Source organism: Nocardioides sp. (assembly GCF_030655615.1).
Classification (GTDB): Bacteria; Actinomycetota; Actinomycetes; order Propionibacteriales; family Nocardioidaceae; genus Nocardioides.
In genome coordinates this window covers 24,325-45,472 of the sequence record NZ_JAURVJ010000122.1, presented here as the reverse complement: position 1 = coordinate 45,472, position 21,148 = coordinate 24,325, and the positions used below count along the sequence as shown (strand labels likewise).

Genomic DNA, 21,148 nt, shown 5'->3' with positions numbered 1-21,148 from the left:
GTCCGAGTTTGTGAACTGATCGATGAATTGGTTCACATCAGTGAACTGGCTCGGGCATGGCAGCGCCCGGCCGGTGAGAGTGCCTCTCACCGGCCGGGCGGTCTTGGGGGGTCAGCGACGCACGCGCGCGCTTCCGCCGCCGGCGAGCGCGAGGACCTCGGCCCGTGAGGCCATCGAGGTGTCGCCGGGGGTCGTCATCGCCAGGGCGCCGTGGGCGGCGCCGTAGTCGAGACAGGTCTGGAGCTCCTCGCCCTCGAGCAGGCCGTAGACGAGGCCCGAGGCGAACCCGTCGCCACCGCCGACCCGGTCGTAGACCGCGAGGTGGTCGCGCGCGGTCGACTGGAGGACCCCGGTCTCGGGGGACCAGGCGATGGCCTGCCAGTCGTTGTCGCTGGCACTGTGGACGCCCCGCAGCGTGGTCGCGACGACCTTGAACCATGGCATCTTCTCGGCGACCGTGCCGACCATCGCGGCGAAGCTGTCCATGGGCAGCTCGCGCAGGTGCTCGTCGACGTGCTCGACGTCGAAGCCGAGCGAGGCGGTGAAGTCCTCCTCGTTGCCGATCATCACGTCGACGTGGCTCGCGAGGCGCGTGTTGACGTCGCGGGCGAACTCCTGGCCACCGATCCCGGCCCAGAGGCTGGGCCGGTAGTTGAGGTCGAACGACACGACGGTGCCGTGCTTCTGCGCGGCCGCCATGGCCTCCTCGGCGACGGCGGCGGCGTTCTCGGACAGTGCGGCGTAGATGCCGCCCGTGTGCAGCCAGCGCACCCCGCGGCGGCCGAACAGGTCGTCCCAGTCGACGGTGCCCGGCGCGAGCTGGCTGATGGCCGTGTGGGCACGGTCGGAGACCCCGACCGCCCCGCGCACGCCGAAGCCGCGCTCGGTGAAGTTGAGCCCGTTGCGGACCGAGCGGCCGATGCCGTCGTAGGACGCCCAGCGGATCATCGACGTGTCGACACCGCCCTGCATGATGAGGTTCTCGACCAGCCGGCCGATCTCGTTGTCGGCCAGGGCGGTGACGACGCCGGCCCGCAGCCCGAAGACCTTGCGCATGCCGCGGGCGACGTTGTACTCGCCGCCGCCCTCCCACGCCTCGAACCGGCGCGCGGTGCGGATCCGGCCCTCGCCGGGGTCGAGGCGGAGCATCACCTCGCCGAGGGCGACGATGTCGAGCTCGCACTCCTCGACGGGACGGGTCTCGATCATGCGGGTGCTCCTTGCAGGACGGGGCTGTCGGTGGAGGTGGCGGCGACCGTCGCGGCGCACCGCGCGGTCACCTCGTCCCACTGCCCGGAGGCGAGCAGGTCGGGCGCGACCATCCAGCTGCCGCCGACGGCGGCGACGGCCTGGTGGGCGAGGTAGGTCGGGGCCGTGTCGGCGGTGATGCCGCCGGTCGGGATGAAGCGGACCTGCGGGAACGCCGCGGCCAGGGCCTTGACGCTCGCGAGGCCACCGTTGGCCTCGGCCGGGAAGAACTTCACGGTGTCGAGGCCGAGGTCGAGCGCGGTGATGATCTCGGTCGCCGAGCTGACGCCGGGGAACACCGGCAGCCCGAGCTCCTGGCACCGGCGTACGACGGCCGCGCTGAGACCCGGGGAGACCACGAAGCGCGCTCCCGCGTCGTGCGCGAGGTCGACCTGGGCCGCGGTGATCACGGTGCCGGCCCCCACGAGCAGGTCACGGTTGGTGGCGAGCCGGCGCAGGACGGCCACGGCCTCGGGCGAGCGGAAGGTGGCCTCGGCCACCGGCAGCCCGCCGGCGACCAGCGCCGCCCCGAGGTCGTCGGCACGACCGGGGTCGTCGAGGACGACCACCGGGATCACCCGGTGGCCCATGACGCCGGACATCAGCGGAGCTCGGCGATGACGGTCTTGAGCTCGGTGTAGTCGTCGAGGCCGAACGAGCCGAGCTCGCGACCCCAGCCGGACTGCTTGAAGCCACCGCGCGGGAGGGTGACGTCGTCGGCGTGCCAGGTGTTGAGCCAGACCGTGCCGGCGCGGAGCTTGGAGCCCACGCGGTGGGCGGTGCCCAGGTCGCGCGACCAGACGCCGGCGGCGAGGCCGTAGACGGTGTTGTTGGCGGCCGCGACGACCTCGTCCTCGGTGTCGAACGGGATGGCCGTGACGACCGGGCCGAAGATCTCGTCGGTCTGGATCGCCATCTCCTCCGTCACGTCGGTGATGACGGTCGGGGCGAAGAAGTAGCCCTGGTCGGCCGCGGGCTCGGCGCTGCCGGCGGCCAGCGTCGCGCCGTCGGCGACGGCGCCGCGGACGTAGCCGATGACCTTCTCGTGCTGCTCCTGCGAGACGAGCGGGCCCATGGTGGTGGTGGAGTCGAAGCCGTTGCCGACGGTGATCTTGCGGGCAGCGGCCGCGACGCCCTCGACGACCTGGTCGAAGACCGAGCGCTGGACGTAGAGGCGCGAGCCGTTGACGCAGCACTGGCCCTCGTTGAAGAAGGCGGCCAGGGCGGCACCGGCGATCGCGGCGTCGAGGTCGGCGTCGGCGAAGATGATGTTGGGGGCCTTGCCGCCGAGCTCGAGCGAGACCTTCTTGAGGTTCTTGGACGCGCCGGCCGCGATCTTCTTGCCGACCTCGGTGCTGCCGGTGAAGGCGACCTTGTCGACGCCGGCGTGGTCGACGAGCGCGGCACCCGCGTCGCCGAAGCCCGGCAGGATGTTGACGACGCCCGCGGGCAGGCCCGCGTCGAGCAGCAGCTGGCCCAGGCGCAGCGCGGTGAGCGGGGTCTGCTCGGCCGGCTTGAGGATCACGGTGTTGCCGGCGGTGATCGCCGGGACGATCTTGAAGGCGGCCATCGTCAGCGGGAAGTTCCACGGCACGATGCCGGCAACGACGCCGATCGCCTCGCGGCGGGTGTAGGCGTGGAACTCGCGGCCGGGCACCGACATCGGGATGGTGGTGCCCTCCATCTTGGTGGCCCAGCCGGCGAAGTAGCGGAACAGCTCGGCGGCGACGCCGACGTCGCCCCGGGCCGACTCGAGGCTCTTGCCGTTGTCGAGCGACTCGAGCTGGGCGAACTCCTCGGACTGCTCGTCGATGAGGTCGCCGATGCGCCACAGCAGGTGGGAGCGCTCGCGCGGGGTGAACTGCGACCAGGGCGACGGCGACTCGAAGGCCAGGCGGGCGGCCTGGACGGCGCGATCGGCGTCGACCGCAGAACCCTGGGCGACCTGGACCAGCACCTCCTCGGTGGCGGGGTCGACGGTGTCGAACAGCCCGCCGTCGGCAGCGTCGACCCACTCGCCGCCGATGAGCAGCTGCTTGGGCGAGGAGAGGAAGTCGCGGACGGCGGGGAGGAGCTCGGCGCGGTGGGTGGTGGAGCCGACAGTGGTGGTCATGGTGCCTTCCTTGGCGGGGTGTTCGTCAGGAGTCGTGCTGAGGGGGTGGGGTGGGGCCGGTCGGGAGCAGCTACTTGATGACCAGCACCTTCGAGCGGTCGAGCGTCAGCGCCACGGCGACGACGATGATCGCGCCGTAGAGGATCTGCTCGTAGGCCGACGGGACGCCGACGATGGGCAGGCCGACCCGGAGCAGGGTGATGACGAGGGCGCCCACGAGCGAGCGCCACAGCGAGCCGTGGCCCCCGGTGATCGCGGTGCCACCGACCACGATGGCCGCGACGGCGGGCAGCAGCAGGTTGTCGGCCATCGTGGGGCTGCCGCTGAAGTTGCGCGACACGAGCATGACGGCGGCCAGGCCGGCGCAGGCGCCGGAGACGGTGAACGCGCCGATCTTGACCAGGTCGACCGGCGTGCCGGCCAGCCGGGCCGCCGACTCGGAGTAGCCGGTGGCGTGGACGTAGCTCTGCAGCGGCGTGAGCTTGAGGACCAGCGCGACCACGGCCACGACGATCACGGCGACGGCGAACGCCATCGGCACGTAGCCGCCGACGTAGGTCGTCAGCCAGCTGGTGGCCTCGCGGTCGACGACCCGGATCGGCCCGGCGTCGGAGACGACGAGCGCGACGGCGGAGAAGATGCTCATCCCGCCCAGCGTCACGATGAACGACGGGATGCGCAGGACGACGTGGACGATGCCCTGCAGGGCGCCGACCAGGCCGGCGCCGATGATGACCGCCAGCGTGGTGAGGGCGCCGAGGTCGGGCAGCCACATCGCGAAGAAGACGGTCGACAGCGAGCAGAGGGCGGCGATCGACAGGTCGATGCCGCCACAGAGGACCACGAGCGTCGCGCCCGCCGCCAGCACCACCAGCGGGGCCGACGTACGCACCGCGGCGGTGAGGCTCTTCTGCGTGAGGAAGCTCGAGTCGGCCAGCGTCAGGGCGGCGAGCAGCGCGACGAGGGCGATGACCGGCATGAACGACGTGAGCCGCTGGGCCGGGGTGGGGCCGCGCCGGATGGCGGCCTCCGAGGCGGGCTTGGTGATGACGGGGGTGCTCATGAGGTCAGACCATTTCCTTGACGAGGTCGAGCGGGGTCGGCTTGCTGCCGGAGGGGCACGCGACCTCCTGGGTGGCGCGCCCGTCGCTCATCACGACGATCCGGTCGGACATGCCGATCGCCTCCTCGAGGCTGTCGGCGAGGAGCACCGTGGCGACGCCGCTGTTGGCGAGCTCGCGCATCAGGCTGTAGACCTCCGAGCGCGCCCCGATGTCGAGGCCGCGGGTCGGGTGGTCGAGCAGCAGCAGCCGGATGTCGCCGGCCACGAGCCACCGGGCCAGGACGACCTTCTGCTGGTTGCCGCCAGAGAGCCGCTGGATCGCGGTGCCCCGGTGGGGGGTGCGGATCGAGAGTCGCTCGATCCAGCTGTCGACCAGCGTGGCCTGCTTCTTGGGCACGACGAGCGGGCCGGAGCAGCGCGACTTCTGCTTGGTGAGGGTCATGTTCTCGGCCACCGACATCGGGCCGACCATGCCCTCGATCTTGCGCTCGGCGGGCACGTAGCCGACGCCGGCGGCGCAGGCGGCGCGGGTGCCGGACAGGTCGAGCTTCTTGCCGTCGAGGGTGACCTCACCGGCGGTGATCGGCTCGGCGCCGAACAGGGCGCGGCAGACGTCCTCGCGGCCGGAGCCGTGGACGCCGACGATGCCGACGATCTCACCCGCGTGGACGTCGAGGTCGACGTCGCGGAACGTCTTGCCGGTGAGGCCGCGCACGGTGAGCATGGGGGCCAGCGGCTCCTCGGAGCGCACGGCCTCGGTGTCGTGGTAGTGGTCGTCGGAGCCGGTGGAGCCGATCATCATGCGGTGCAGGTCGGCCGGGGCGGCACCGGCGGTGGCGACCTCGCCGACGGACTGGCCGCCGCGGAGCACGGTCACTCGGTCGCACACGTCGAGCACCTCGTCGAGGCGGTGCGACACGAAGACGACCGAGGCGAACTCGCGCAGCCGGCGTACCTGCTCGAAGAGGGTCTCGATCTCCTTGGACTCGAGCACCGAGGTGGGCTCGTCGAGGATGATCACCGGCGCGTGCTGGCTGCGCTGCTCGATCCGCAGCACCTTGGCGATCTCGACCATCTGCCGCTCGGCGAAGGTGAGCGTGTCGGTGCGGGCCAGCGGGTTGATGTCGGAGCCGATCTTGTCGAGCTGCTCCTGCGCGAGGCGACGCATGGTCTCCCAGCGGTAGATGCCGCCGCGGACCCCGCGGCCCTCGGACCCGAGCACGATGTTCTCCGCCGCGGTCAGGTTGGGGACCAGCGACTGCTCCTGGAACACCATCCCGATGCCCTTGCCGGCGGCGTCGACGACGCTGCGCAGCTTGACCTTCTCGCCGCGGACGTAGATGTCGCCCGCGTCGGGCTTGACCAGGCCGACGAGCGCCTTGAGGAGCGTGGACTTGCCGGCACCGTTCTCGCCGGCCAGGCCGAGCACCTCGTTCTGGCGGACCGTGAAGTCGACCCCGTCCAGGGCCTTGACCCCGGGGTAGTGCTTGACGAGGCCGCGCACCTCGAGGGCGAGGACCGGCGCCGTGGGCCGTGCCTCGGCCTCTTTCTGGAGGTCGATGCTCACTTGGTCACCTGGTTCCTTCGACGTTGAGGGAGGACGGCGGCGGCCACGGCGGCCACGACGATGAGGCCCTGCACGCCGCCCTGCCAGTAGGGGCTCACGCCCACCTGGACCAGGCCGTTGGTGAGCACCGTGACGAGCAGGACGCCCACGGCCGAGTGGAGGACACCACCGCGCCCGCCGGTCAGCAGGGTGCCACCGACGACGGCGGCGGTGATGGCGGCGAAGTCGTAGCCCTTGCCGGCCTGGACCAGGCCGGCGCTGAGCTGGCTGGTCACCATCACGCCGGCGAGGCCGTAGAACGCGGCGGCCAGGGTGAAGACCGCGACCTTGTAGGGCGCGACCTTGACTCCCGAGAGCGCCAGGACCTCCTCGGCCCCGCCGATCGCGAAGGCGTAGCGCCCGAGCCGCGAGTAGCGCTGGACCAGCCAGCCGACGAGCACGCAGCCGACGGCGATCCAGGTCAGCAGGGAGAACCCGAGGAAGCGGTCGACGGCCCAGCTGGCGAGCGTCTCGTCGGTGATGTTGGGCTGCACGCCGTTGAACAGCAGCGTCGCGAGGCCGAGGCCGACCGCCGACATGCCGAGCGTGGTCATGAACGACGGCACCTTGAGCAGCACCAGGGCCAGGCCGCTGACGCAGCCCAGCGCGGCGGCCACGAGGACCGCCACCAGGATCCCGATGAGACCCAGGTCGTTGTCGTTGCGGTTGTTGGCCACGAGCAGCGCGACCGCGATGGCGGACGTGCCCATGACCCCCGGTGCCGAGAGGTCGATCGACCCCATCATCAGCACGAAGGTGATGCCGACCGTGACGACCGCGAGGACCGCGGCCGTGTCCATGATGTTCTGGACGTTGGCGAAGGTGCGGAAGTCGCTGCTCAGGGCGGAGAAGACCAGGAAGATCACGACCAGGGCGACCGGCGGACCGGCGTCCCGGAACGACACCCCCCGCCGAGGCTGGGGGGGCGCCGCGACGACCTCGACGTCCTCGGCAGGGGATGTCAGGGTCACGAGATCGCGCCCTGCGAACGGCTGAAGACGTTGTCGCAGGCGAAGTCGGACTCGTCGGTCGCCGGGTCGATGAAGTCGGCGACGTTGTCGGCGTCGATCAGGAACTGCTCGGCGTACCAGGCACGGTCCTCGGTCGGGATGTCCTCGACGGCGAGCTCGCCGGTGGCGACGCAGTAGCCGATGGCCAGGCCGATGCCGCCCTGCCACGGGCCGTCGCTGGAGACGGTCGCGGTCATGGTGCCGTCCTGGATGGCGGTGAGGGCGTCGGGCACGGCGTCGATGCCGACGACGGCGACCTCACCCTCCTTGCCGGCGGCCTTGAGGGCCTCGAGCGCCCCGAGGGCCATGTCGTCGTTGGCCGTCCAGATGCCCTTGATGTCGTCGCCGTGCTTGGCGAGCAGGGTCTTGGTGACCTCGAGCGCCTCGGCGCGGGAGAAGTTGGCGGTCTGCTGGTCGAGCAGCTCCACGTCGGGGTTCTCGGCGAGCGAGGCCTCGAGACCGGCGAAGCGGTCCTTGGCGGCGGCGGTGTCGAGGATGCCCTGCAGGGCGATGATGCCGCCCGAGCCACCGATCTCCTCGACGAGGGCGTCGCCGATCTGCTTGCCCGACTCCTCGCCGTTGTAGGTGAGGTGGGTGACCCAGTGGTCGTAGTCGGCGACGTCGAGGTCGGCCGGCTTGTTCCACTGCGTGACGAGGTAGGCGCCCGCCTCCTGGGCCTGCTCGACGATCGGCGGGGTGTCGGAGTCGCCGTTGGGCAGGATGTTCATGACGAGGCACTCGGTGTCGCCGGCGAGGAGCTGGCTGATCTGCTCCTGCTGCTTGGTGGAGTCGGCGTCGTAGGTCAGGCGGTCCTGCTCGAGGTCGACCATCTCGGCGAAGGCGTCGCCGCCGTCGAGCCAGGAGGCCTCGTAGGGGTTGGACTCGTTGCGGACCTGGCCGACGAGCTTGACGTCGCCCGGGGCGCAGGCGGCAGCGGCGTCGCCGTCCCCGCCGTCGTTGCCGCCGCCGGCGGCTTCCTCGCTGCAGCCCGCCAGGGCGACCGCAGCCAGCGACAGGCTGGCCAGGACAACAGCGGGACGTGATGTGAACTTCATCGTTCGATCCTCTTTTTCTTGATGCCGGGAGGCGGTGTGGTCCGAGATGGGGTCCGAGAAGTTGGTGGAGCTGTCGTGCGCGGTGGTGCTAGCGGGCCATCCAGCCCCCGTCGACGACCAGGACGTGGCCGTTGACGTAGTCGGCGGCGGAGGAGCTCAGGAAGACGGCCGCTCCGGCCACGTCCTCCGGGGTGCCCCAGCGCCCCGCGGGGATCCGGTCGAGGATCGCCTTGGATCGCTCGGGGTCCTCGCGCAGTGCGGTGGTGTTGTCGGTGGCCATGTAGCCGGGGGCGATGGCGTTGACCTGCACGCCGGCGCCGCCCCACTCGTTGGCCAGCGCCTTGGTGATGCCGGCGACGCCGTGCTTGCTGGCGGCGTAGGAGATGACCCGGATGCCGCCCTGGAAGGCGAGCAGGCTCGCGATGCTGACGATCTTGCCGCTGCCCCGCTCGACCATCGGGCGGCCGAGCGCCTGGGTGAGGAAGAAGAGGCCGGACATGTTGATGTCGACGACCCGGTTCCACGACTCGGGGGTCAGGTCGACGGTGTCCTCGCGCTCGATGATGCCGGCGTTGCTGACCAGGATGTCGACCTGGCGGCTGCCGGAGATCTCGGCGCCGACGCGGGCGACCGCGTCGTGGTCGGACATGTCGAGGTCGACCACCTGGGCGTCGCGGCCGAGGTCGACGATCATCTTGGCGCTCTCGTCCTGGCTGCCGGGCAGTCCGACGAGGATGAGGTCGGCGCCGGCCTGGGCCAGCCCGAGCGCGACACCCTGGCCGAGGCCGCGGCCCGCGCCGGTGACGACGGCGGTGCGTCCGGCGAGGTCGAACGGCGAGGAGGCGCTCACAGGTCCTCCACCGCCACGGCCGACAGGTCGGTGTAGCAGTTGTTCTCGCCGCTCATCGCCCAGATGAAGGCGTAGGAGCCGGTGCCCGCGCCGCTGTGGATCGACCACGGCGGCGAGATGACGGCCTGGCGGTTGGCGACGACCAGGTGACGGGTCGCGCCGGGCTGGCCCATCAGGTGGAAGACCCGGTCGGTCTCGGCGAGGTCGACGTAGCAGTAGATCTCCGTACGACGGTCGTGCAGGTGGGGCGGGAACGTGTTCCACACCGAGCCGTCGGCGATGACCGTGACGCCGAACTGGAGGGCGGCGGTCTCGAGCTCCTGGCCCCAGGCGTAGCGGTAGAGGCTGCGCTCGTTGGCCGACTGACCCGAGCCGAGCTGCACCGGCTCGACGTCCTTGTGGGTCAGGGCCGTCGCGGGGTAGGTCGCGTGGGCCGGGCCCGACACGAAGTAGAAGGCGGCGTCGGGTCCGGCGAAGACGACCTCGCTGCCGCGGCCGACGTAGAGGCCGTCGAGGTGCTCGAGCTCGAACTTCTCGCCGTCGACCAGCACGTGGCCGGCCTGGCCGACGTTGATGACGCCGAGCTCGCGGCGCTCGAGGTGGCTGGCGCCGCCGAGGACGTCCTCCCAGGCGGGCAGGCTCAGCTGCTCGTCACCGGGCACCGCGCCGCCGACGACGAGCCGGTCGTCGTGGGTGTAGACCCCGTGCACCTCGCCCGTCTCGAAGAGGTCCGGCACGAGGAAGTTGTCGCGCAGGTCCGCGGCGTGGGCGGTCTCCACGCTCGACGGGGAGGTCGAATATCGAACCTGAATCATGGTGGGGGCCGCTCCTCGGTCTTGTGAACTACGTTCGTCTATGTGAACCAGGAACGTACACGTGACCGGGGTCACGGTCAAGAACCTGAAACTAGTCCATATATGTGAAACGCAGGTAGGATGGCCGCTGAACGATGGAACTCGTGGTCCATCTATCCGACCAAGGGAGTTCCCGCATGCAGGACCAGACGAGCGCCAACGGCTCAGCCAACGGCGCCAACGCGACGGCGGTCGCCGCCGGTCCGGTGAAGTCCGCGGCGCGCGCGCTGGACCTCCTCGACGAGATCGCGGCCCACGGTCCCGGCACCCAGCTGCAGCTCTCGCAGCGCCTCAGCATCCCCAAGAGCAGCCTCCACGCGCTGCTCCGCACGATGCTCGACCGGGGCTGGCTGCAGACCGACCCGACCGGCAGCGTCTACATGCTGGGCATCCACTCCCTCGTGGTCAGCTCGGCCTACCTCGACGGCGACCCGATCCTGTCGCGTGCCACGCCCGTGATGGAGGAGGTCGCCGCCGCGACCGAGGAGACCGTGCACCTCGGCCGCCTCGACGGCGACCACGTGATCTACACGGCCAAGCGCGAGTCGGTCCACCCGCTGCGCATGCACTCCGCGGTCGGCCGCCGCCTCCCGGCGTACGCCACCTCGCTGGGGCGCGCCATCCTCGCCAAGCAGCCCGCCGACGTGCGCTGCGACCTGGTCCCCGACGAGATCGCCGCGATGACCCCGCACACCACCACCGACAAGGCGGCCGTGCTCGAGATCATCGACCGCGCCGAGCTCATGGGCTACGCCGTCGAGAGCGAGGAGTCGTGCATGGGCGTGCGGTGCTTCGGCGTCGCGCTGCCGTTCACCCACGACGCCGTCGACGCCCTCAGCGTCGCGGTGCCGATCAGCCGGCTCCAGGGCGGCCGCGAGGACTTCATCATCGAGACCCTGCTCAGCGTCAGCGCCCGGCTCGCGCCGATCCGCGACAACAGCATGGTGCGGTGACCGGTCACGACCGGATCCCGGGTGCGCTCGCGCGCCTCGGTAGGTTCCTCCCATGACCGCCAGCCGCTCCGCCCGCGAGCGGAAGGCCGCCATCGAGGGCGGTCCCCTCGCCCGCGTCAAGATCGAGGTCGGCGCCGACAAGTCGTTCGTCTACAAGATCGCCTGCGCCGAGTGCACGGCCAAGGGCGACAAGGCGTGGTCGGCCTACCGCCCCGGGGGCGACAACGGCTACCTCGCCGCCATGGACCGCTGGACCTTCCACCTCCACGAGACCCACCGCCTCACCGACGCCCCCTGCCTCGCCTACCTCCCCGCCGCCCAGCAGCGGCTGCACGAGCGTCGCGAGCAGCAGTCCCGCCCCTGAGTTTTCTCCCCCGGCCCCACGGTGGCGGAATCCCCGGTCGGCCGGGGATTCCGACCGTTGTCAGGGGTTGCAACCCCTGACAAGGGTCAGATTCCCCGGCCAGCCGGGGAATCCGCCACCGCCGGGGCATGCCGCACCGCGACGCCAGGACCGCGCCCGGATAGCGTCGGCGGCGTGACCTCACTCCCCGACATCGACCAGGTCCGGAGCCTCCCGGCCCACTTCGAGATGACCGTTCCCGACGACTACATCGACGAGAACGGCCACATGAACATCACGAAGTACTTCGAGCTCGGCGCCTGGGCGCCGTGGCAGCGGATCAGCGAGCTCGGCGCGGGCGAGGACTACATCACCGAGCGCGCCCTGTCGTTCTTCACCGTCGAGCACCACATCCGCTACCTCGGCGAGCTGCGCCTGGGTGAGCCGCTGTCAGTGCGGCCGGCGCTGGTGGCACGCACCGGCAAGGCCCTGCACGCGATCGCGTTCGTCATCGACGAGAGCCGCGACAAGATCGCCTGCACGATGGAGGTCCTCTACGTGCACGTCTCGATGGAGACGCGGCGCTCGGTGGAGATCCCCGACGACGTCGCGGCCGGGCTCGACGGCGAGATCGCCGAGCGCACCTGGGCCCTCGGCGCCGCCACCGGGCTGACCCTGCGGCGATGACGGCCGACGACCTCGGCGTGGCCGTCGACCTCACGGCGCCCGTACGTCGCGTCGTGTCGCTCGTGCCGTCGCTGACCGAGGCCCTGGTCTCGGTCGAGCCCGGCGCGGTCGTGGGCGCCACCGACTGGTGCACCCACCCCGCCGACCTCGCCGTCGCCCGCGTCCGCGGCACCAAGAACCCCGACCTGGCCGCGATCCGAGCGCTGGCGCCCGACCTGGTGGTCGCCAACAAGGAGGAGAACCGCGAGCTCGACGTACGCCGGCTACGCGACTCCGGCGTGCCGGTGTGGGTCACCGACATCGAGACCGTGCCCGACTCCGTCGCGTCGATGGAGCGGCTGCTCGACGCCTGCGGCTGGTCCCGACCCGCCTGGCTGGCCGAGGCGCGCGCGCTGTGGTGCGGCCCGCTGCCGCCCGTGACGCGTACGGTCGTCGTACCGATCTGGCGGGACCCGTGGATGGTGGTCGGCGCGCGCACGTTCACCACCGACCTGCTGCGGCGGCTCGGCTGGGCCAACGCCTACGCCGAGCACACCGACCGCTACCCGGCCGTCGACCTCGCCGACCTCGACGCGGCCGGGGCCGACGTCGTGCTGCTGCCCGACGAGCCCTACGTGTTCACCGCCGACGACGGCCCCGAGGCCTTCACCCGCACGCCGACCGAGCTCGTGAGCGGGCGGCTCGTCACGTGGTACGGCCCGTCGCTGGTCGAGGCGGCGATGCTGGCATGAGCCACCCGCTGCTGCGTCCGGCGACGACCGCGGACGTCCAGGCCCTGCTGGGGTTCTGGCTCGAGGCCGGCGAGAACGACTCCCGCCCCGCCGACTCCGCCGACGCCGTGCGCCGTCAGCTCGAGCGCGACCCCGAGGCCCTGGTGGTCGCCGAGCTCGACGGCAGGATCGTCGGGTCCGTCATCGCGGGCTGGGACGGCTGGCGCGCCCACGTCTACCGCCTCGCCGTCCACCCCGACGCCCGCCGGCGCGGCCTCGGACGGCTGCTGCTCGAGCACGTCGAGGCACGGTTCACCGCCCTCGGCGCGACCCGGGTCGACGCGATGGTGCTCGAGGGCAACGCGCTCGGGCAGGCGATCTGGGCCGCCGCGGGCTACGCCCCGCAGGACGACTGGCGGCGGTGGGTCAAGCCGCTCCGGTGACCGGGTAGGTCGGGAGGCACACGACCCTGCCGCCCCGGCCGCTCAGGTCGCCATGAACAGGATCATCTCCCGCTCGTACTCCCGACCCGGGTGCTGGGCGGCGAGGTGGGACTGGGCCTTCTCGACGAGCTCGTCCTCGTCGACGCCTCGGATCTCCTCGCCACAGGGGCAGCGCAGCAGTGTCTTCATGTCGTCAGGCTAACCGGGTCGTCGGCCAGGTCGGACCGGTCGGGGCGGGCCTCGGCGAGCAGGGCGTCGCGGTCCTCGGGGCAGGCGAAGCCCGCCGCGACCATCGCGTCGGTCGCGGCCTCGTAGGCCGCGAGGTAGTCGGCGTGGGACGCGAAGGCCGGCGCCGCCAAGGGGGTCGTCGAGCCGAAGAGGCGGCAGGCCGAGGTCGAGTCCGGCCACGGTCGGCCGGACACGACGTCGGCCGGGGCGTCGACGGCGGGCGTGCGGACGCCGCCGCGCACCAGGCCGTGCTCGTCGCGGACGAAGTCGGTGCCGTCGGCGTCGACCTCGAGCCGGTCGGCGGCGGGCGGGGCGACGCCGTCGCGGACCCACTGGTCGAGCGCGCGCACGGCGGCGCGGACGACGACCCACTGCTGCCCACGGTTGACGGGTACGACGCAGCCCAGGAACGACTCGAACTCGCCGATCACGTAGCCGTCGGCGTGGGCCGCGCCGGCGACCTCCCAGAGCCGGAACCGGTCGGTGTCGGGCTGGCGCGCGGGGAGGAAGCCGATCCGGTCGAACAGGTCGCCCTCGGTCTGCACCACCAGCACCGGCACGCCGAGGTCGTCGCGGAACAGCACCGGCCCGCCACCCAGCATCTCGTCCATCCGCATCGCCGGGCCCTGCTCGTCGGCCAGCACCAGGGGCGCCGCGACGGCGGGTCGGCTGTGGACGAGGAAGCCGTCGAAGGTGCCGGTGCGCGGCTGCACCTCGTTGGCGTACGTCGTCAGCAGCGCGGCCGACTGGGACTCGCCGACCGCCAGCACGACGTCGGCGCCGACGAGGGCGCGGACGGCGAGCGCCGCGGCGGTGAAGAAGTCGTAGGAGTGGGTGTCACCCGGGTGGTCGATGGCGGCGTACCGCTCCGGGTCGCGGCCGCGGAGACCGCCGGTGGGCGCCGCGTCGATGGCGACGGCGGCGACGCCGCCCATGGCACCGACGTGCTGCGCCGACACCCCGGCCCACGCGTGCCCGGCCCGCAGGATCTCGTCGGCGGCGAACGTCCAGTCCGGTGCGGCGTCGCTGCCGCTGCTGACGTTGAGCCACTCGACCAGCAGGGTGCCACTCACGGAGCGGGACAGCCCAGGGAGCGGACGGCGTACGACGACACGGGTGGTGCCGCGCTCCGTGGTGAGCAGGTGCTCGGACTCCTCGTAGCCGACGGCCCCGAGATCCGGCTCGGGTCGGGCTGAGAGCAGTCCGTGGTCACCGGCGGGCAGCTGCGTGAGCGTCACGCCGCCGACCCCAGGACCACAGCCGCCGGCCGACCGGCTAGTCGCCCGGCCACTCGCCCGTCCACCGCTGGAACGCCCGCGCGGAGCCGCGCTGGAACAGCGCCTTGACCACCGCGAAGATCGCCCCCTGGGCGACGGCGGTGATGAGCACCTCCTTGAGGGAGTACTCCGACTCGAGCGGCTTGGGCGGGTCGTCGCTGTCGACCGGGACCAACTTGGTGAAGATCGCCTGGAAGACCTGGCGGGCGATCAGCGCCGACACGATGCTGCCGACGATCCCCCACGGCTTGTAGAGGATCTTGGCGGACTTGCTGGTCCGGTCCTCGACCTTGGCCCTGTTCTGCGTCACGAGCGCACCTTCTTGACGATCCTGACGATGATGAGGACGGCGACGAGGCCGCCGATGGCGGCGCCCGCGTAGGTGGCGCCGGTCTTGGCCTGCTGCTTGCGCTCCTCGAGGCGCTGGCCGAGCTGGTCGACGGTGTCGGCCAGGTCGGCGCGGGTCTTCTCGATGTCGGCCTGGATCTCCTCGGGCGTCTGCGACGCGGCCGCGGCCTCGTCCTCGGACTGGCTCGACGGGCTCGAGTCGCTCATGACTGGTTCCCCTTCAGGGTGTCGACGTCCTGCTTGATCCCGGCCACCGCCTTCTCGGGCGCCGGCGGGGTGGCCTCGCCGACCTGCTTCTTGCCGAGCAGCGCGAGGATGCCGACGATCACGAACACCACGACGGTGACGATGAGGGCGGCCAGCCAGGCGGGCAGCGCCTCGGCGAGGCCGAGCACGATCGTGGCCAGCAGCAGCCCGACGCCGTAGAGCGCGAGCACCCCGGCGACACCGAACTCTGCGACGCCCATGATCCCGTGCTTGACCTTCTGGGTGGTCTCGGCCTGCGCGAGCCGGATCTCGTCGCGCACGAGCTGCCGCGACTGGTCGGTGAGGCGGGTGAACAGCTCGGCGGTGCTGGGTTCGGCCCCGGACGGGCGGACTGGGTCGGCCATGCTCCTGACGCTATGAGCCGGGTCACCCCGGGGGTCCACCCCTTGTGGTGACGTCCCGTCACGCGCGCGTGGCTACGTTCGAAGCATGGCTACCAACGGCAAGCTCCGCTACACCACCCCCGGCATCGAGACCGCCGACGCCGAGCGCGTCGTCGCCCTCCTCCAGGACCGGCTCAACGCCACGACCGACCTGCACCTCACGCTCAAGCACGTGCACTGGAACGTCGTCGGCCCGCACTTCATCTCCGTGCACGAGATGATCGACCCGCAGGTCGACGCCGTGCGCGGTTTCTCCGACGCCATCGCCGAGCGCATCGCCACCCTGGGTGGCTCGCCGGTCGGTACGCCGGGCGCTCTCGTCGAGCAGCGCGCGTGGGACGAGTACTCGATCGGGCGGGCGACCACCCAGGAGCACCTCGGTGCCCTCGACCTCGTCTACCAGGGTGTCATCACCAGCTATCGCGAGGCGATCCAGGAGCTCGACGACCTCGACCTGGTGACCCAGGACATGCTCATCGGGCAGACCGACGCGCTCGAGCTGTTCCACTGGTTCATCCGCGCCCACCTCGAGGACAAGGGCGGCAACCTCAGCACCACCGGCGCCACCACCGAGGGCGAGGCCGCCGCCGCCGCGAGCAGCAGCGACCACCACGAGGCCACCACGGCCTGACCCCACCCGCTCACCCGGACAGCCCGTCGACGCGAGTCGACGGGCTGTCCTGCGTCTCAGGGCCTCGCGTCCTCAGGGCCGCCGCACGAGCGAGACCGGCTGCCCGTCCTTGGGGAACGGCAGCGACCGGTTGTCGAGCGGGGCGACGTACGTCGGGTCGACCCGCCACTCGTAGGTCCGCAGCAGGTGGTGCATCACCGCACTGACCTCCATGCCCGCGAAGGCCATCCCGAGGCACTTGTGCACGCCGCCGCCGAACGGCTCCCAGGCGAAGCGGTGGCTCTTGTCCTCGCGCCGCTCGGGCGAGAACCGCTCGGGGTCGAACGACGTCGGGTCCGTCCAGAGCTCGGGCATCAGGTGGGAGAACTGCGCGGCGACCGTGACGAAGGTGTCGGCCGGGATGCGCACACCCTCGACGACCACGTCCTTGACGGTGCGCCGTACGACGACGGGCACCGGCGCACGCAGCCGCAGGCACTCCTTGATCACCAGGTCGAGCGAGGTCAGGCCGTCGAGCTCGGTGAGCGAGGCGCGGGCCGGGAGCGCGTCGGACTCGGCGCGGCAGCGGTCCTGCCACTCGGGGTGCTGGCCGAGGTACTGCAGCATCGTCGACAGGGTGATCGTCGAGGTGTCGTGGGCGGCCATCATCAGGAAGACCATGTGGTTGACGACGTCGTCGTCGGTGAAGCGCTGCCCGTCGTCGGTCTCGATGTGGCACAGCTGCGAGAACAGGTCGTCGGTGAGCCGCGCGCGGCGCGACGGCAGGTAGTGGCGCAGCCACTGCTCGAGGACCTCGCGCCCGCGGTGGCCGCGGCCCCAGCGGGTCAGCGGCAGGTCCTTGCGCACCAGCGCCGAGGCCGCCTGCACGCAGGCGATGAACGCCTTGTTGACCCGCGCCATCTCCTCGGGGCTCGAGTCCTCCGCGCCGCCCATGAAGATGTCGGCGGCGACGTCGAGCGTCAGCTGCTTGAGGGCCGGATAGGTCTTGAACGAGCTGTCGGCACCGGGCCACGTGGCCAGGCCGCGCTCGATCGCCGGGTGCATCCCCGCGGCGTAGCCCTCCAGGCGCGGACGGACGAACGCCTCCTGCATGATCCGCCGGTGCAGGTGGTGCTCCTCGAAGTCGAGCAGCATCAGGCCCCGGTGGAAGAACGGCCCCACCAGGTGGGTCCACGCCGGGCCGTTGGCGAACGCCTTGTCGCGGTTGGTCAACGCCGCCTGGCAGGCGTCGGGCCCGAGCAGCATCACCCAGCGGTCGCCGAGGATCTGCATGGGCGCGACCGGACCGTAGTGGTCCCACTGGCGCTGGAACAGCGCGATCGGGTCACGGGCGTAGGCCATGGCGCGGCCGAGCACCGGCAGCCCACGGTCGTCGCGGCGGATGTCGGGCAGGTCGCGCACGGGGGCGGTGGCCGATGTCACACGGCCACCGTAGCGACCCCGGGCTCACACGAACGTGCGCAGCCGCAGGCTGTTGAGCACCACGAACACCGACGAGAACGCCATCGCCGCGGCGGCGATCATCGGGCTGAGCAGGCCGGCGGCGGCCAGCGGGATCGCGGCGACGTTGTAGCCGAACGCCCAGAACAGGTTGCCCCTGATGGTGCCGAGGGTCCGCCGCGCCAGGCGGATGCCGTCGGCCGCGACACGCAGGTCGCCGCGCACGAGGACCAGGTCGCCGGCCTCCATGGCGACGTCGGTCCCGGTGCCCATCGCGAGGCCGAGGTCGGCCTGGGCCAGGGCGGCCGCGTCGTTGACGCCGTCGCCGACCATGGCGACCCGGTGGCCGTCGCCCTGCCAACGGCGTACGACGTCCGCCTTGTCGGCCGGGAGCAACCCCGCCACCACGTGGTCGGCGTCGATGCCCACCTCGGCCGCGACCGCACGGGCGACGGCCTCGTGGTCGCCGGTGAGCAGCACCGGGACCAGCCCGAGGTCGCGCAGCCGCTGGACGGCCTCGGCGGACGTGGGCTTGACCGTGTCGGCGACGACGAGGACGCCGCGAGCGGCGCCGTCCCAGCCGACCGCGACGGCGGTGCCGCCGTCGGCGTGGGCCCGGTCGACGGCGTCCCGGAGCTCGACGGGGAGAGGGAGGCCGCGCTCGGCGAGCAGGCTCGGCCGGCCGACGACGACGTCGAGGCCGTCGACGCGTCCCTCGACGCCCAGACCCTCGAGGTTGGTGAAGTCCTGCACCGGCAGGTGGTGATCGGTCCCGCTCGCGATCGCCCGGGCGATCGGGTGCTCGGAGGCGTGCTCGAGGCTGGCGGCGAGCTCGAGCGTGCGCTCGTCGCCGACGACGTGGCGCAGCGCCATCTCGCCGGTGGTCACGGTGCCGGTCTTGTCGAGGAGGACGACGTCGATCCGGCGCGCCCGCTCGAGGGCCTCGGGCCCCTTGACGAGGATGCCGAGCTGGGCGCCGCGGCCGGTGCCGACGAGCAGCGCCGTCGGCGTGGCCAGACCGAGCGCGCACGGGCAGGCGATGACGAGCACGGCGACGGCGGCGGTCACCGCGGCGGCGGTGCCGGCGCCGGTGCCGACCCAGAACCCGAGGGTGGCGGCGGCGACCGCCAGCACGACCGGTACGAAGACGCCCGACACGCGGTCGGCGAGGCGCTGCGCGGCGGCCTTGCCGCTCTGGGCGTCCTCGACGAGACGGGCCATCCGGGCCAGCTGGGTCTCGGCGCCGACGCGGGTGGCGCGGACGACGAGCCGCCCACCGACGTTGACGGTCGCACCGACCACGGGGTCGCCGGCGCGCACCTCGACCGGGACCGACTCGCCCGTCAGCATCGAGGCGTCGACCGCCGAGCTGCCCTCGACGACCTCGCCGTCGGTGGCGACCTTCTCGCCGGGGCGTACGACGAACGTGTCGCCCACGGCCAGCTCGGCCGCCGGGACCCGGACCTCGCGACCGTCACGCAGGACGGCGACGTCGCGCGCCCCCAGGTCGAGCAGCGCCCGGAGCGCGGACCCGGCCCGGCGCTTGGAGCGGGCCTCGATCCAGCGTCCGAGCAGCACCAGCGTCGTGACGCCGGCGGCGGCCTCGAGGTAGATGACGCCGGCCCCGTCGGTGCGCTCGATGACGAGCCGGAACGGGTGGGTCATGCCGATCATCCCGGCGGTGCCCCACAGCAGGGCGTAGACCGACCAGCCGAACGCGGCCAGCACCCCCACCGACACGAGCGTGTCCATGGTCGCGGCGCCGTGGCGCAGGTTGGCCCACGCGGCGCGGTGGAACGGCCACGCACCCCACACGACGACCGGCGCGGCCAGGCTCAGCGAGAGCCACTGCCAGCCGTCGACCTGGACGGCCGGCCACATCGCCATCACCACCACGGGCACGGTGAGGACGGCCGAGACGAGCACCCGGTCGCGGAGGGCGCGCGTGGGGTCGGGGGAGGTCTCGGCGTCGGCGGCGGGCTCGGTGACCGGCAGCGTGGCGGCGTACCCGGCCGCCTCGACGGTGGCCAGGAGGACGTCGGTGCCGACGTCGTCGCCGTGGGAGACGCGGGCCTTCTCGGTGGCGTAGTTGACGCTCGCCTCGACGCCGTCGAGCTTGTTGAGCTTGCGCTCGATGCGGTTGGCGCACGACGCGCACGTCATGCCGGTGATGGCGAGCTCGGTGGTCGTGGTCGTGGTCGTCATCGGTCCGCCTCCACGGTGAACCCGGCCGTGCGGACCACGCCGTCGTGACGGAAGTCCAGGTAGAGGTGGTAGCGGCCCGCGCTCGGCACCTCGGCGTCGAACGCGACGCTCGGCCCCGGCTCGCCGTCCTCGGGGTGGACGTGGAGGTAGGCCAGGTCGCCCTCGCGCAGCGCGACCAGGTGGCCGTAGGCCCCCAGGTAGGGCTCGAGGTCGGTGACAGGGACGCCGTCGCGGTTGATCGTCAGCGACAGCATCGAGTGCTGGCCGGCCGTCAGGTCGCCGTCGAGGGTGACCTCGTAGTCGCCGACCACGGCGGTGCGCGTCGGCTCGGCCCGCGGCGCCAGGTCGGTCGGGCCGGCCACCGACAGGTCGACGCCCAGGACGACGGGGTCGCCGTCGTGGGGCACGAAGTCGGCGAACACCCGCCAAGAACCGGGGGTCAGGTCGAGCGGCACGCGCCACGTGCCCGCGTCCTCGTCCTCCGGTGCTGCGTCGAGCTCGGGGTGGACGTGCTGGAACCCGGTGAAGTCACGGCGTACGGCGACCAGGTGGAGGAGCTCGTCGTGCTCGACGTCGTAGTCGGTGACGGCCGCCCCGTCGGCGTCCTCGACCCGGAAGGCGAGCTCGCGGGTTCCGGGCCGGTACGTCGTGTGGTCGGGGACGAGCGTGTAGCCGCCCTGGCTGGTGGCGAGGCCGCCCGGCAGGTCGGTGGCCGCCTCGGGCCCGTGGTCGTGGCCGTCGCCCGCCACGTCGGCGTGCTTGTCGCTCGCGTGCAGCACCTCGCGGCCACCCTCGGTCTGCTCCGCCGGTCCGATCGGACCGACCGGTCCGGTGGCGCGTCCGATCCCGACGGCGGCCGCGAAGACGACGAGCAGGCCGGCGACGAAGACGCCCAGGCGGGCCGCGGTGGTCATGAGACGGCGTAGCCGGCTTCCTCGACGGCGGCGCGGACCCGGTCGTCGGGGAGGGGCTGGTCGCTGGTGACGGTGACCGCGCCGGAGGCGAGGTCGATGCTGACGTCGGTGACGCCGTCGAGCTCGGAGACCTCCTCGGTGACGGAGGCGACGCAGTGCTGGCAGGTCATGCCGGTGACGGTCCAGGTGGCCGTGTGGCCGGCGGGGTGGAGGTCGGTCACGACTTCACCAGCCGGGCGATCGCGGCCGAGGCTTCCTTGAGCTTGGCCTCGGCCTCGGGACCGCCGGTCCGCGCCGCGTCGAGGACGCAGTGGCTCATGTGCTCGTCGACCAGGCCGAGGGCGACGGCCTGGAGAGCCTTCGTCACCGCCGAGACCTGGGTGAGGATGTCGATGCAGTAGGTGTCGGTGTCGATCATCCGCTCGATGCCGCGCACCTGCCCCTCGATGCGCTTCATCCGCTTGAGGTAGTCGTCCTTGCGGTCGGCGTAGCCGGGTGTCCCGTGGTCCATGCTGACTAC

Annotated in this window: 25 protein-coding genes; 6 read left to right on the top strand and 19 right to left on the bottom strand. The window is 72.1% G+C overall.

Translation table 11 applies throughout. The annotated features are described in order from the left end of the window. Positions 1–111: 111 nt before the first annotated feature. The 9 genes from Q7T52_RS10175 to kduI all read right to left on the bottom strand — a co-directional run bounded on the left by Q7T52_RS10175 (position 112) and on the right by kduI (position 9,724). Positions 112–1,209 (bottom strand): sugar kinase, encoded by a 1,098-nt coding sequence (locus Q7T52_RS10175; protein ID WP_304802043.1) that lies wholly within the window; start codon positions 1,207–1,209, stop codon positions 112–114. Then, positions 1,206–1,850, bottom strand: a complete 645-nt coding sequence (gene eda / locus Q7T52_RS10170) for a bifunctional 4-hydroxy-2-oxoglutarate aldolase/2-dehydro-3-deoxy-phosphogluconate aldolase (RefSeq protein ID WP_304802041.1) — start codon at positions 1,848–1,850, stop codon at positions 1,206–1,208. The genes Q7T52_RS10175 and eda overlap by 4 nt, the downstream gene beginning before the upstream one ends. Next, positions 1,850–3,361, bottom strand: coding sequence for an aldehyde dehydrogenase family protein (locus Q7T52_RS10165; protein ID WP_304802039.1), 1,512 nt, complete (start codon positions 3,359–3,361; stop codon positions 1,850–1,852). The genes eda and Q7T52_RS10165 overlap by 1 nt, the downstream gene beginning before the upstream one ends. 70 nt (positions 3,362–3,431) lie before the next feature. Continuing rightward, positions 3,432–4,424 (bottom strand): ABC transporter permease, encoded by a 993-nt coding sequence (locus tag Q7T52_RS10160; RefSeq protein WP_304802037.1) that lies wholly within the window; start codon positions 4,422–4,424, stop codon positions 3,432–3,434. 4 nt (positions 4,425–4,428) lie between these two features. After that, positions 4,429–5,991 carry a sugar ABC transporter ATP-binding protein gene (locus Q7T52_RS10155; RefSeq protein WP_304802035.1) on the bottom strand — a complete coding sequence of 521 codons (1,563 nt, stop codon included), beginning with the start codon at positions 5,989–5,991 and terminating at the stop codon, positions 4,429–4,431. Continuing rightward, complete coding sequence (locus tag Q7T52_RS10150) at positions 5,988–6,935, bottom strand: ABC transporter permease (protein WP_304802033.1); 948 nt, start codon at positions 6,933–6,935, stop codon at positions 5,988–5,990. Before Q7T52_RS10150 ends, Q7T52_RS10155 begins: the two co-directional genes overlap by 4 nt. Positions 6,936–6,997: 62 nt before the next feature. Continuing rightward, complete coding sequence (locus Q7T52_RS10145) at positions 6,998–8,095, bottom strand: sugar ABC transporter substrate-binding protein (RefSeq protein WP_304802031.1); 1,098 nt, start codon at positions 8,093–8,095, stop codon at positions 6,998–7,000. Positions 8,096–8,183: 88 nt separating this feature from the next. After that, positions 8,184–8,945, bottom strand: coding sequence for a 2-dehydro-3-deoxy-D-gluconate 5-dehydrogenase KduD (kduD, locus tag Q7T52_RS10140; protein WP_304802029.1), 762 nt, complete (start codon positions 8,943–8,945; stop codon positions 8,184–8,186). Continuing rightward, positions 8,942–9,724 carry a 5-dehydro-4-deoxy-D-glucuronate isomerase gene (gene kduI, locus Q7T52_RS10135; RefSeq protein WP_304802027.1) on the bottom strand — a complete coding sequence of 261 codons (783 nt, stop codon included), beginning with the start codon at positions 9,722–9,724 and terminating at the stop codon, positions 8,942–8,944. The genes kduD and kduI overlap by 4 nt, the downstream gene beginning before the upstream one ends. Positions 9,725–9,936: 212 nt before the next feature. Between kduI and Q7T52_RS10130 the strand changes: the two genes are divergently transcribed. From Q7T52_RS10130 to Q7T52_RS10110, 5 genes are all read left to right on the top strand, one after another. Continuing rightward, the gene (locus tag Q7T52_RS10130; protein WP_304802025.1) at positions 9,937–10,752 is read left to right on the top strand and encodes an IclR family transcriptional regulator; all 816 of its coding nucleotides are present in this window, start codon (positions 9,937–9,939) and stop codon (positions 10,750–10,752) included. 52 nt (positions 10,753–10,804) lie between these two features. Beyond that, a complete protein-coding gene (locus tag Q7T52_RS10125) occupies positions 10,805–11,116 on the top strand; it encodes a hypothetical protein (RefSeq protein ID WP_304802023.1) in 312 nt (103 codons plus the stop codon). A 174-nt stretch (positions 11,117–11,290) separates the two neighbouring features. Next, a complete protein-coding gene (locus Q7T52_RS10120) occupies positions 11,291–11,782 on the top strand; it encodes a thioesterase family protein (RefSeq protein WP_304802021.1) in 492 nt (163 codons plus the stop codon). Further along, positions 11,779–12,513, top strand: coding sequence for a helical backbone metal receptor (locus tag Q7T52_RS10115; RefSeq protein ID WP_304802019.1), 735 nt, complete (start codon positions 11,779–11,781; stop codon positions 12,511–12,513). The genes Q7T52_RS10120 and Q7T52_RS10115 overlap by 4 nt, the downstream gene beginning before the upstream one ends. Next, the gene (locus Q7T52_RS10110) at positions 12,510–12,935 is read left to right on the top strand and encodes a GNAT family N-acetyltransferase (RefSeq protein WP_304802017.1); all 426 of its coding nucleotides are present in this window, start codon (positions 12,510–12,512) and stop codon (positions 12,933–12,935) included. Before Q7T52_RS10115 ends, Q7T52_RS10110 begins: the two co-directional genes overlap by 4 nt. Positions 12,936–12,977: 42 nt before the next feature. Here the strand turns inward: Q7T52_RS10110 and Q7T52_RS10105 are convergent, their stop codons facing one another. The 5 genes from Q7T52_RS10105 to Q7T52_RS10085 are packed head-to-tail and all read right to left on the bottom strand — an operon-like array spanning position 12,978 to position 15,399. Further along, positions 12,978–13,124: a DUF1059 domain-containing protein gene (locus Q7T52_RS10105; RefSeq protein WP_304802015.1), complete on the bottom strand. Its 147-nt coding sequence runs from the start codon at positions 13,122–13,124 to the stop codon at positions 12,978–12,980. Further along, positions 13,121–14,401, bottom strand: a complete 1,281-nt coding sequence (locus tag Q7T52_RS10100; RefSeq protein WP_304802013.1) for an alpha/beta hydrolase domain-containing protein — start codon at positions 14,399–14,401, stop codon at positions 13,121–13,123. Before Q7T52_RS10100 ends, Q7T52_RS10105 begins: the two co-directional genes overlap by 4 nt. A 37-nt stretch (positions 14,402–14,438) precedes the next feature. After that, positions 14,439–14,750 (bottom strand): DUF4235 domain-containing protein, encoded by a 312-nt coding sequence (locus Q7T52_RS10095; RefSeq protein WP_304802011.1) that lies wholly within the window; start codon positions 14,748–14,750, stop codon positions 14,439–14,441. After that, positions 14,747–14,995 (bottom strand): DUF3618 domain-containing protein, encoded by a 249-nt coding sequence (locus Q7T52_RS10090; protein ID WP_304802009.1) that lies wholly within the window; start codon positions 14,993–14,995, stop codon positions 14,747–14,749. Before Q7T52_RS10090 ends, Q7T52_RS10095 begins: the two co-directional genes overlap by 4 nt. After that, on the bottom strand, positions 14,992–15,399 hold the full coding sequence (locus Q7T52_RS10085) for a phage holin family protein (protein ID WP_304802007.1): 408 nt from the start codon (positions 15,397–15,399) through the stop codon (positions 14,992–14,994). Before Q7T52_RS10085 ends, Q7T52_RS10090 begins: the two co-directional genes overlap by 4 nt. An 85-nt stretch (positions 15,400–15,484) precedes the next feature. Between Q7T52_RS10085 and Q7T52_RS10080 the strand changes: the two genes are divergently transcribed. Further along, on the top strand, positions 15,485–16,069 hold the full coding sequence (locus tag Q7T52_RS10080; protein WP_304802005.1) for a Dps family protein: 585 nt from the start codon (positions 15,485–15,487) through the stop codon (positions 16,067–16,069). A 72-nt stretch (positions 16,070–16,141) separates the two neighbouring features. Here Q7T52_RS10080 and Q7T52_RS10075 read toward each other — a convergent pair whose 3' ends face one another. The 5 genes from Q7T52_RS10075 to Q7T52_RS10055 are packed head-to-tail and all read right to left on the bottom strand — an operon-like array spanning position 16,142 to position 21,139. Then, positions 16,142–17,491 carry a cytochrome P450 gene (locus Q7T52_RS10075; RefSeq protein ID WP_304802003.1) on the bottom strand — a complete coding sequence of 450 codons (1,350 nt, stop codon included), beginning with the start codon at positions 17,489–17,491 and terminating at the stop codon, positions 16,142–16,144. 24 nt (positions 17,492–17,515) lie between these two features. Further along, positions 17,516–19,714, bottom strand: coding sequence for a cation-translocating P-type ATPase (locus Q7T52_RS10070; RefSeq protein WP_304802001.1), 2,199 nt, complete (start codon positions 19,712–19,714; stop codon positions 17,516–17,518). Continuing rightward, positions 19,711–20,628 carry a hypothetical protein gene (locus Q7T52_RS10065; RefSeq protein ID WP_304801999.1) on the bottom strand — a complete coding sequence of 306 codons (918 nt, stop codon included), beginning with the start codon at positions 20,626–20,628 and terminating at the stop codon, positions 19,711–19,713. Before Q7T52_RS10065 ends, Q7T52_RS10070 begins: the two co-directional genes overlap by 4 nt. Beyond that, a complete protein-coding gene (locus tag Q7T52_RS10060; protein ID WP_304801997.1) occupies positions 20,625–20,849 on the bottom strand; it encodes a heavy-metal-associated domain-containing protein in 225 nt (74 codons plus the stop codon). The genes Q7T52_RS10065 and Q7T52_RS10060 overlap by 4 nt, the downstream gene beginning before the upstream one ends. Then, positions 20,846–21,139: a metal-sensitive transcriptional regulator gene (locus Q7T52_RS10055; RefSeq protein ID WP_304801995.1), complete on the bottom strand. Its 294-nt coding sequence runs from the start codon at positions 21,137–21,139 to the stop codon at positions 20,846–20,848. Before Q7T52_RS10055 ends, Q7T52_RS10060 begins: the two co-directional genes overlap by 4 nt. Positions 21,140–21,148 lie beyond the last annotated feature (9 nt).

Excerpts from the sequence above, each read along its gene's own strand:
- Q7T52_RS10175 (WP_304802043.1), bottom strand. The coding sequence starts at position 1,209 with ATGATCGAGACCCGTCCCGTCGAGGAGTGCGAGCTCGACATCGTCGCC.
- eda (WP_304802041.1), bottom strand. The coding sequence starts at position 1,850 with ATGTCCGGCGTCATGGGCCACCGGGTGATCCCGGTGGTCGTCCTCGAC.
- Q7T52_RS10165 (WP_304802039.1), bottom strand. The coding sequence starts at position 3,361 with ATGACCACCACTGTCGGCTCCACCACCCACCGCGCCGAGCTCCTCCCC.
- Q7T52_RS10160 (WP_304802037.1), bottom strand. The coding sequence starts at position 4,424 with ATGAGCACCCCCGTCATCACCAAGCCCGCCTCGGAGGCCGCCATCCGG.
- Q7T52_RS10145 (WP_304802031.1), bottom strand. The coding sequence starts at position 8,095 with ATGAAGTTCACATCACGTCCCGCTGTTGTCCTGGCCAGCCTGTCGCTG.
- Q7T52_RS10130 (WP_304802025.1), top strand. The coding sequence starts at position 9,937 with ATGCAGGACCAGACGAGCGCCAACGGCTCAGCCAACGGCGCCAACGCG.
- Q7T52_RS10125 (WP_304802023.1), top strand. The coding sequence starts at position 10,805 with ATGACCGCCAGCCGCTCCGCCCGCGAGCGGAAGGCCGCCATCGAGGGC.
- Q7T52_RS10115 (WP_304802019.1), top strand. The coding sequence starts at position 11,779 with ATGACGGCCGACGACCTCGGCGTGGCCGTCGACCTCACGGCGCCCGTA.
- Q7T52_RS10110 (WP_304802017.1), top strand. The coding sequence starts at position 12,510 with ATGAGCCACCCGCTGCTGCGTCCGGCGACGACCGCGGACGTCCAGGCC.
- Q7T52_RS10105 (WP_304802015.1), bottom strand. The coding sequence starts at position 13,124 with ATGAAGACACTGCTGCGCTGCCCCTGTGGCGAGGAGATCCGAGGCGTC.
- Q7T52_RS10090 (WP_304802009.1), bottom strand. The coding sequence starts at position 14,995 with ATGAGCGACTCGAGCCCGTCGAGCCAGTCCGAGGACGAGGCCGCGGCC.
- Q7T52_RS10085 (WP_304802007.1), bottom strand. The coding sequence starts at position 15,399 with ATGGCCGACCCAGTCCGCCCGTCCGGGGCCGAACCCAGCACCGCCGAG.
- Q7T52_RS10080 (WP_304802005.1), top strand. The coding sequence starts at position 15,485 with ATGGCTACCAACGGCAAGCTCCGCTACACCACCCCCGGCATCGAGACC.
- Q7T52_RS10070 (WP_304802001.1), bottom strand. The coding sequence starts at position 19,714 with ATGACGACCACGACCACGACCACCGAGCTCGCCATCACCGGCATGACG.
- Q7T52_RS10065 (WP_304801999.1), bottom strand. The coding sequence starts at position 20,628 with ATGACCACCGCGGCCCGCCTGGGCGTCTTCGTCGCCGGCCTGCTCGTC.
- Q7T52_RS10055 (WP_304801995.1), bottom strand. The coding sequence starts at position 21,139 with ATGGACCACGGGACACCCGGCTACGCCGACCGCAAGGACGACTACCTC.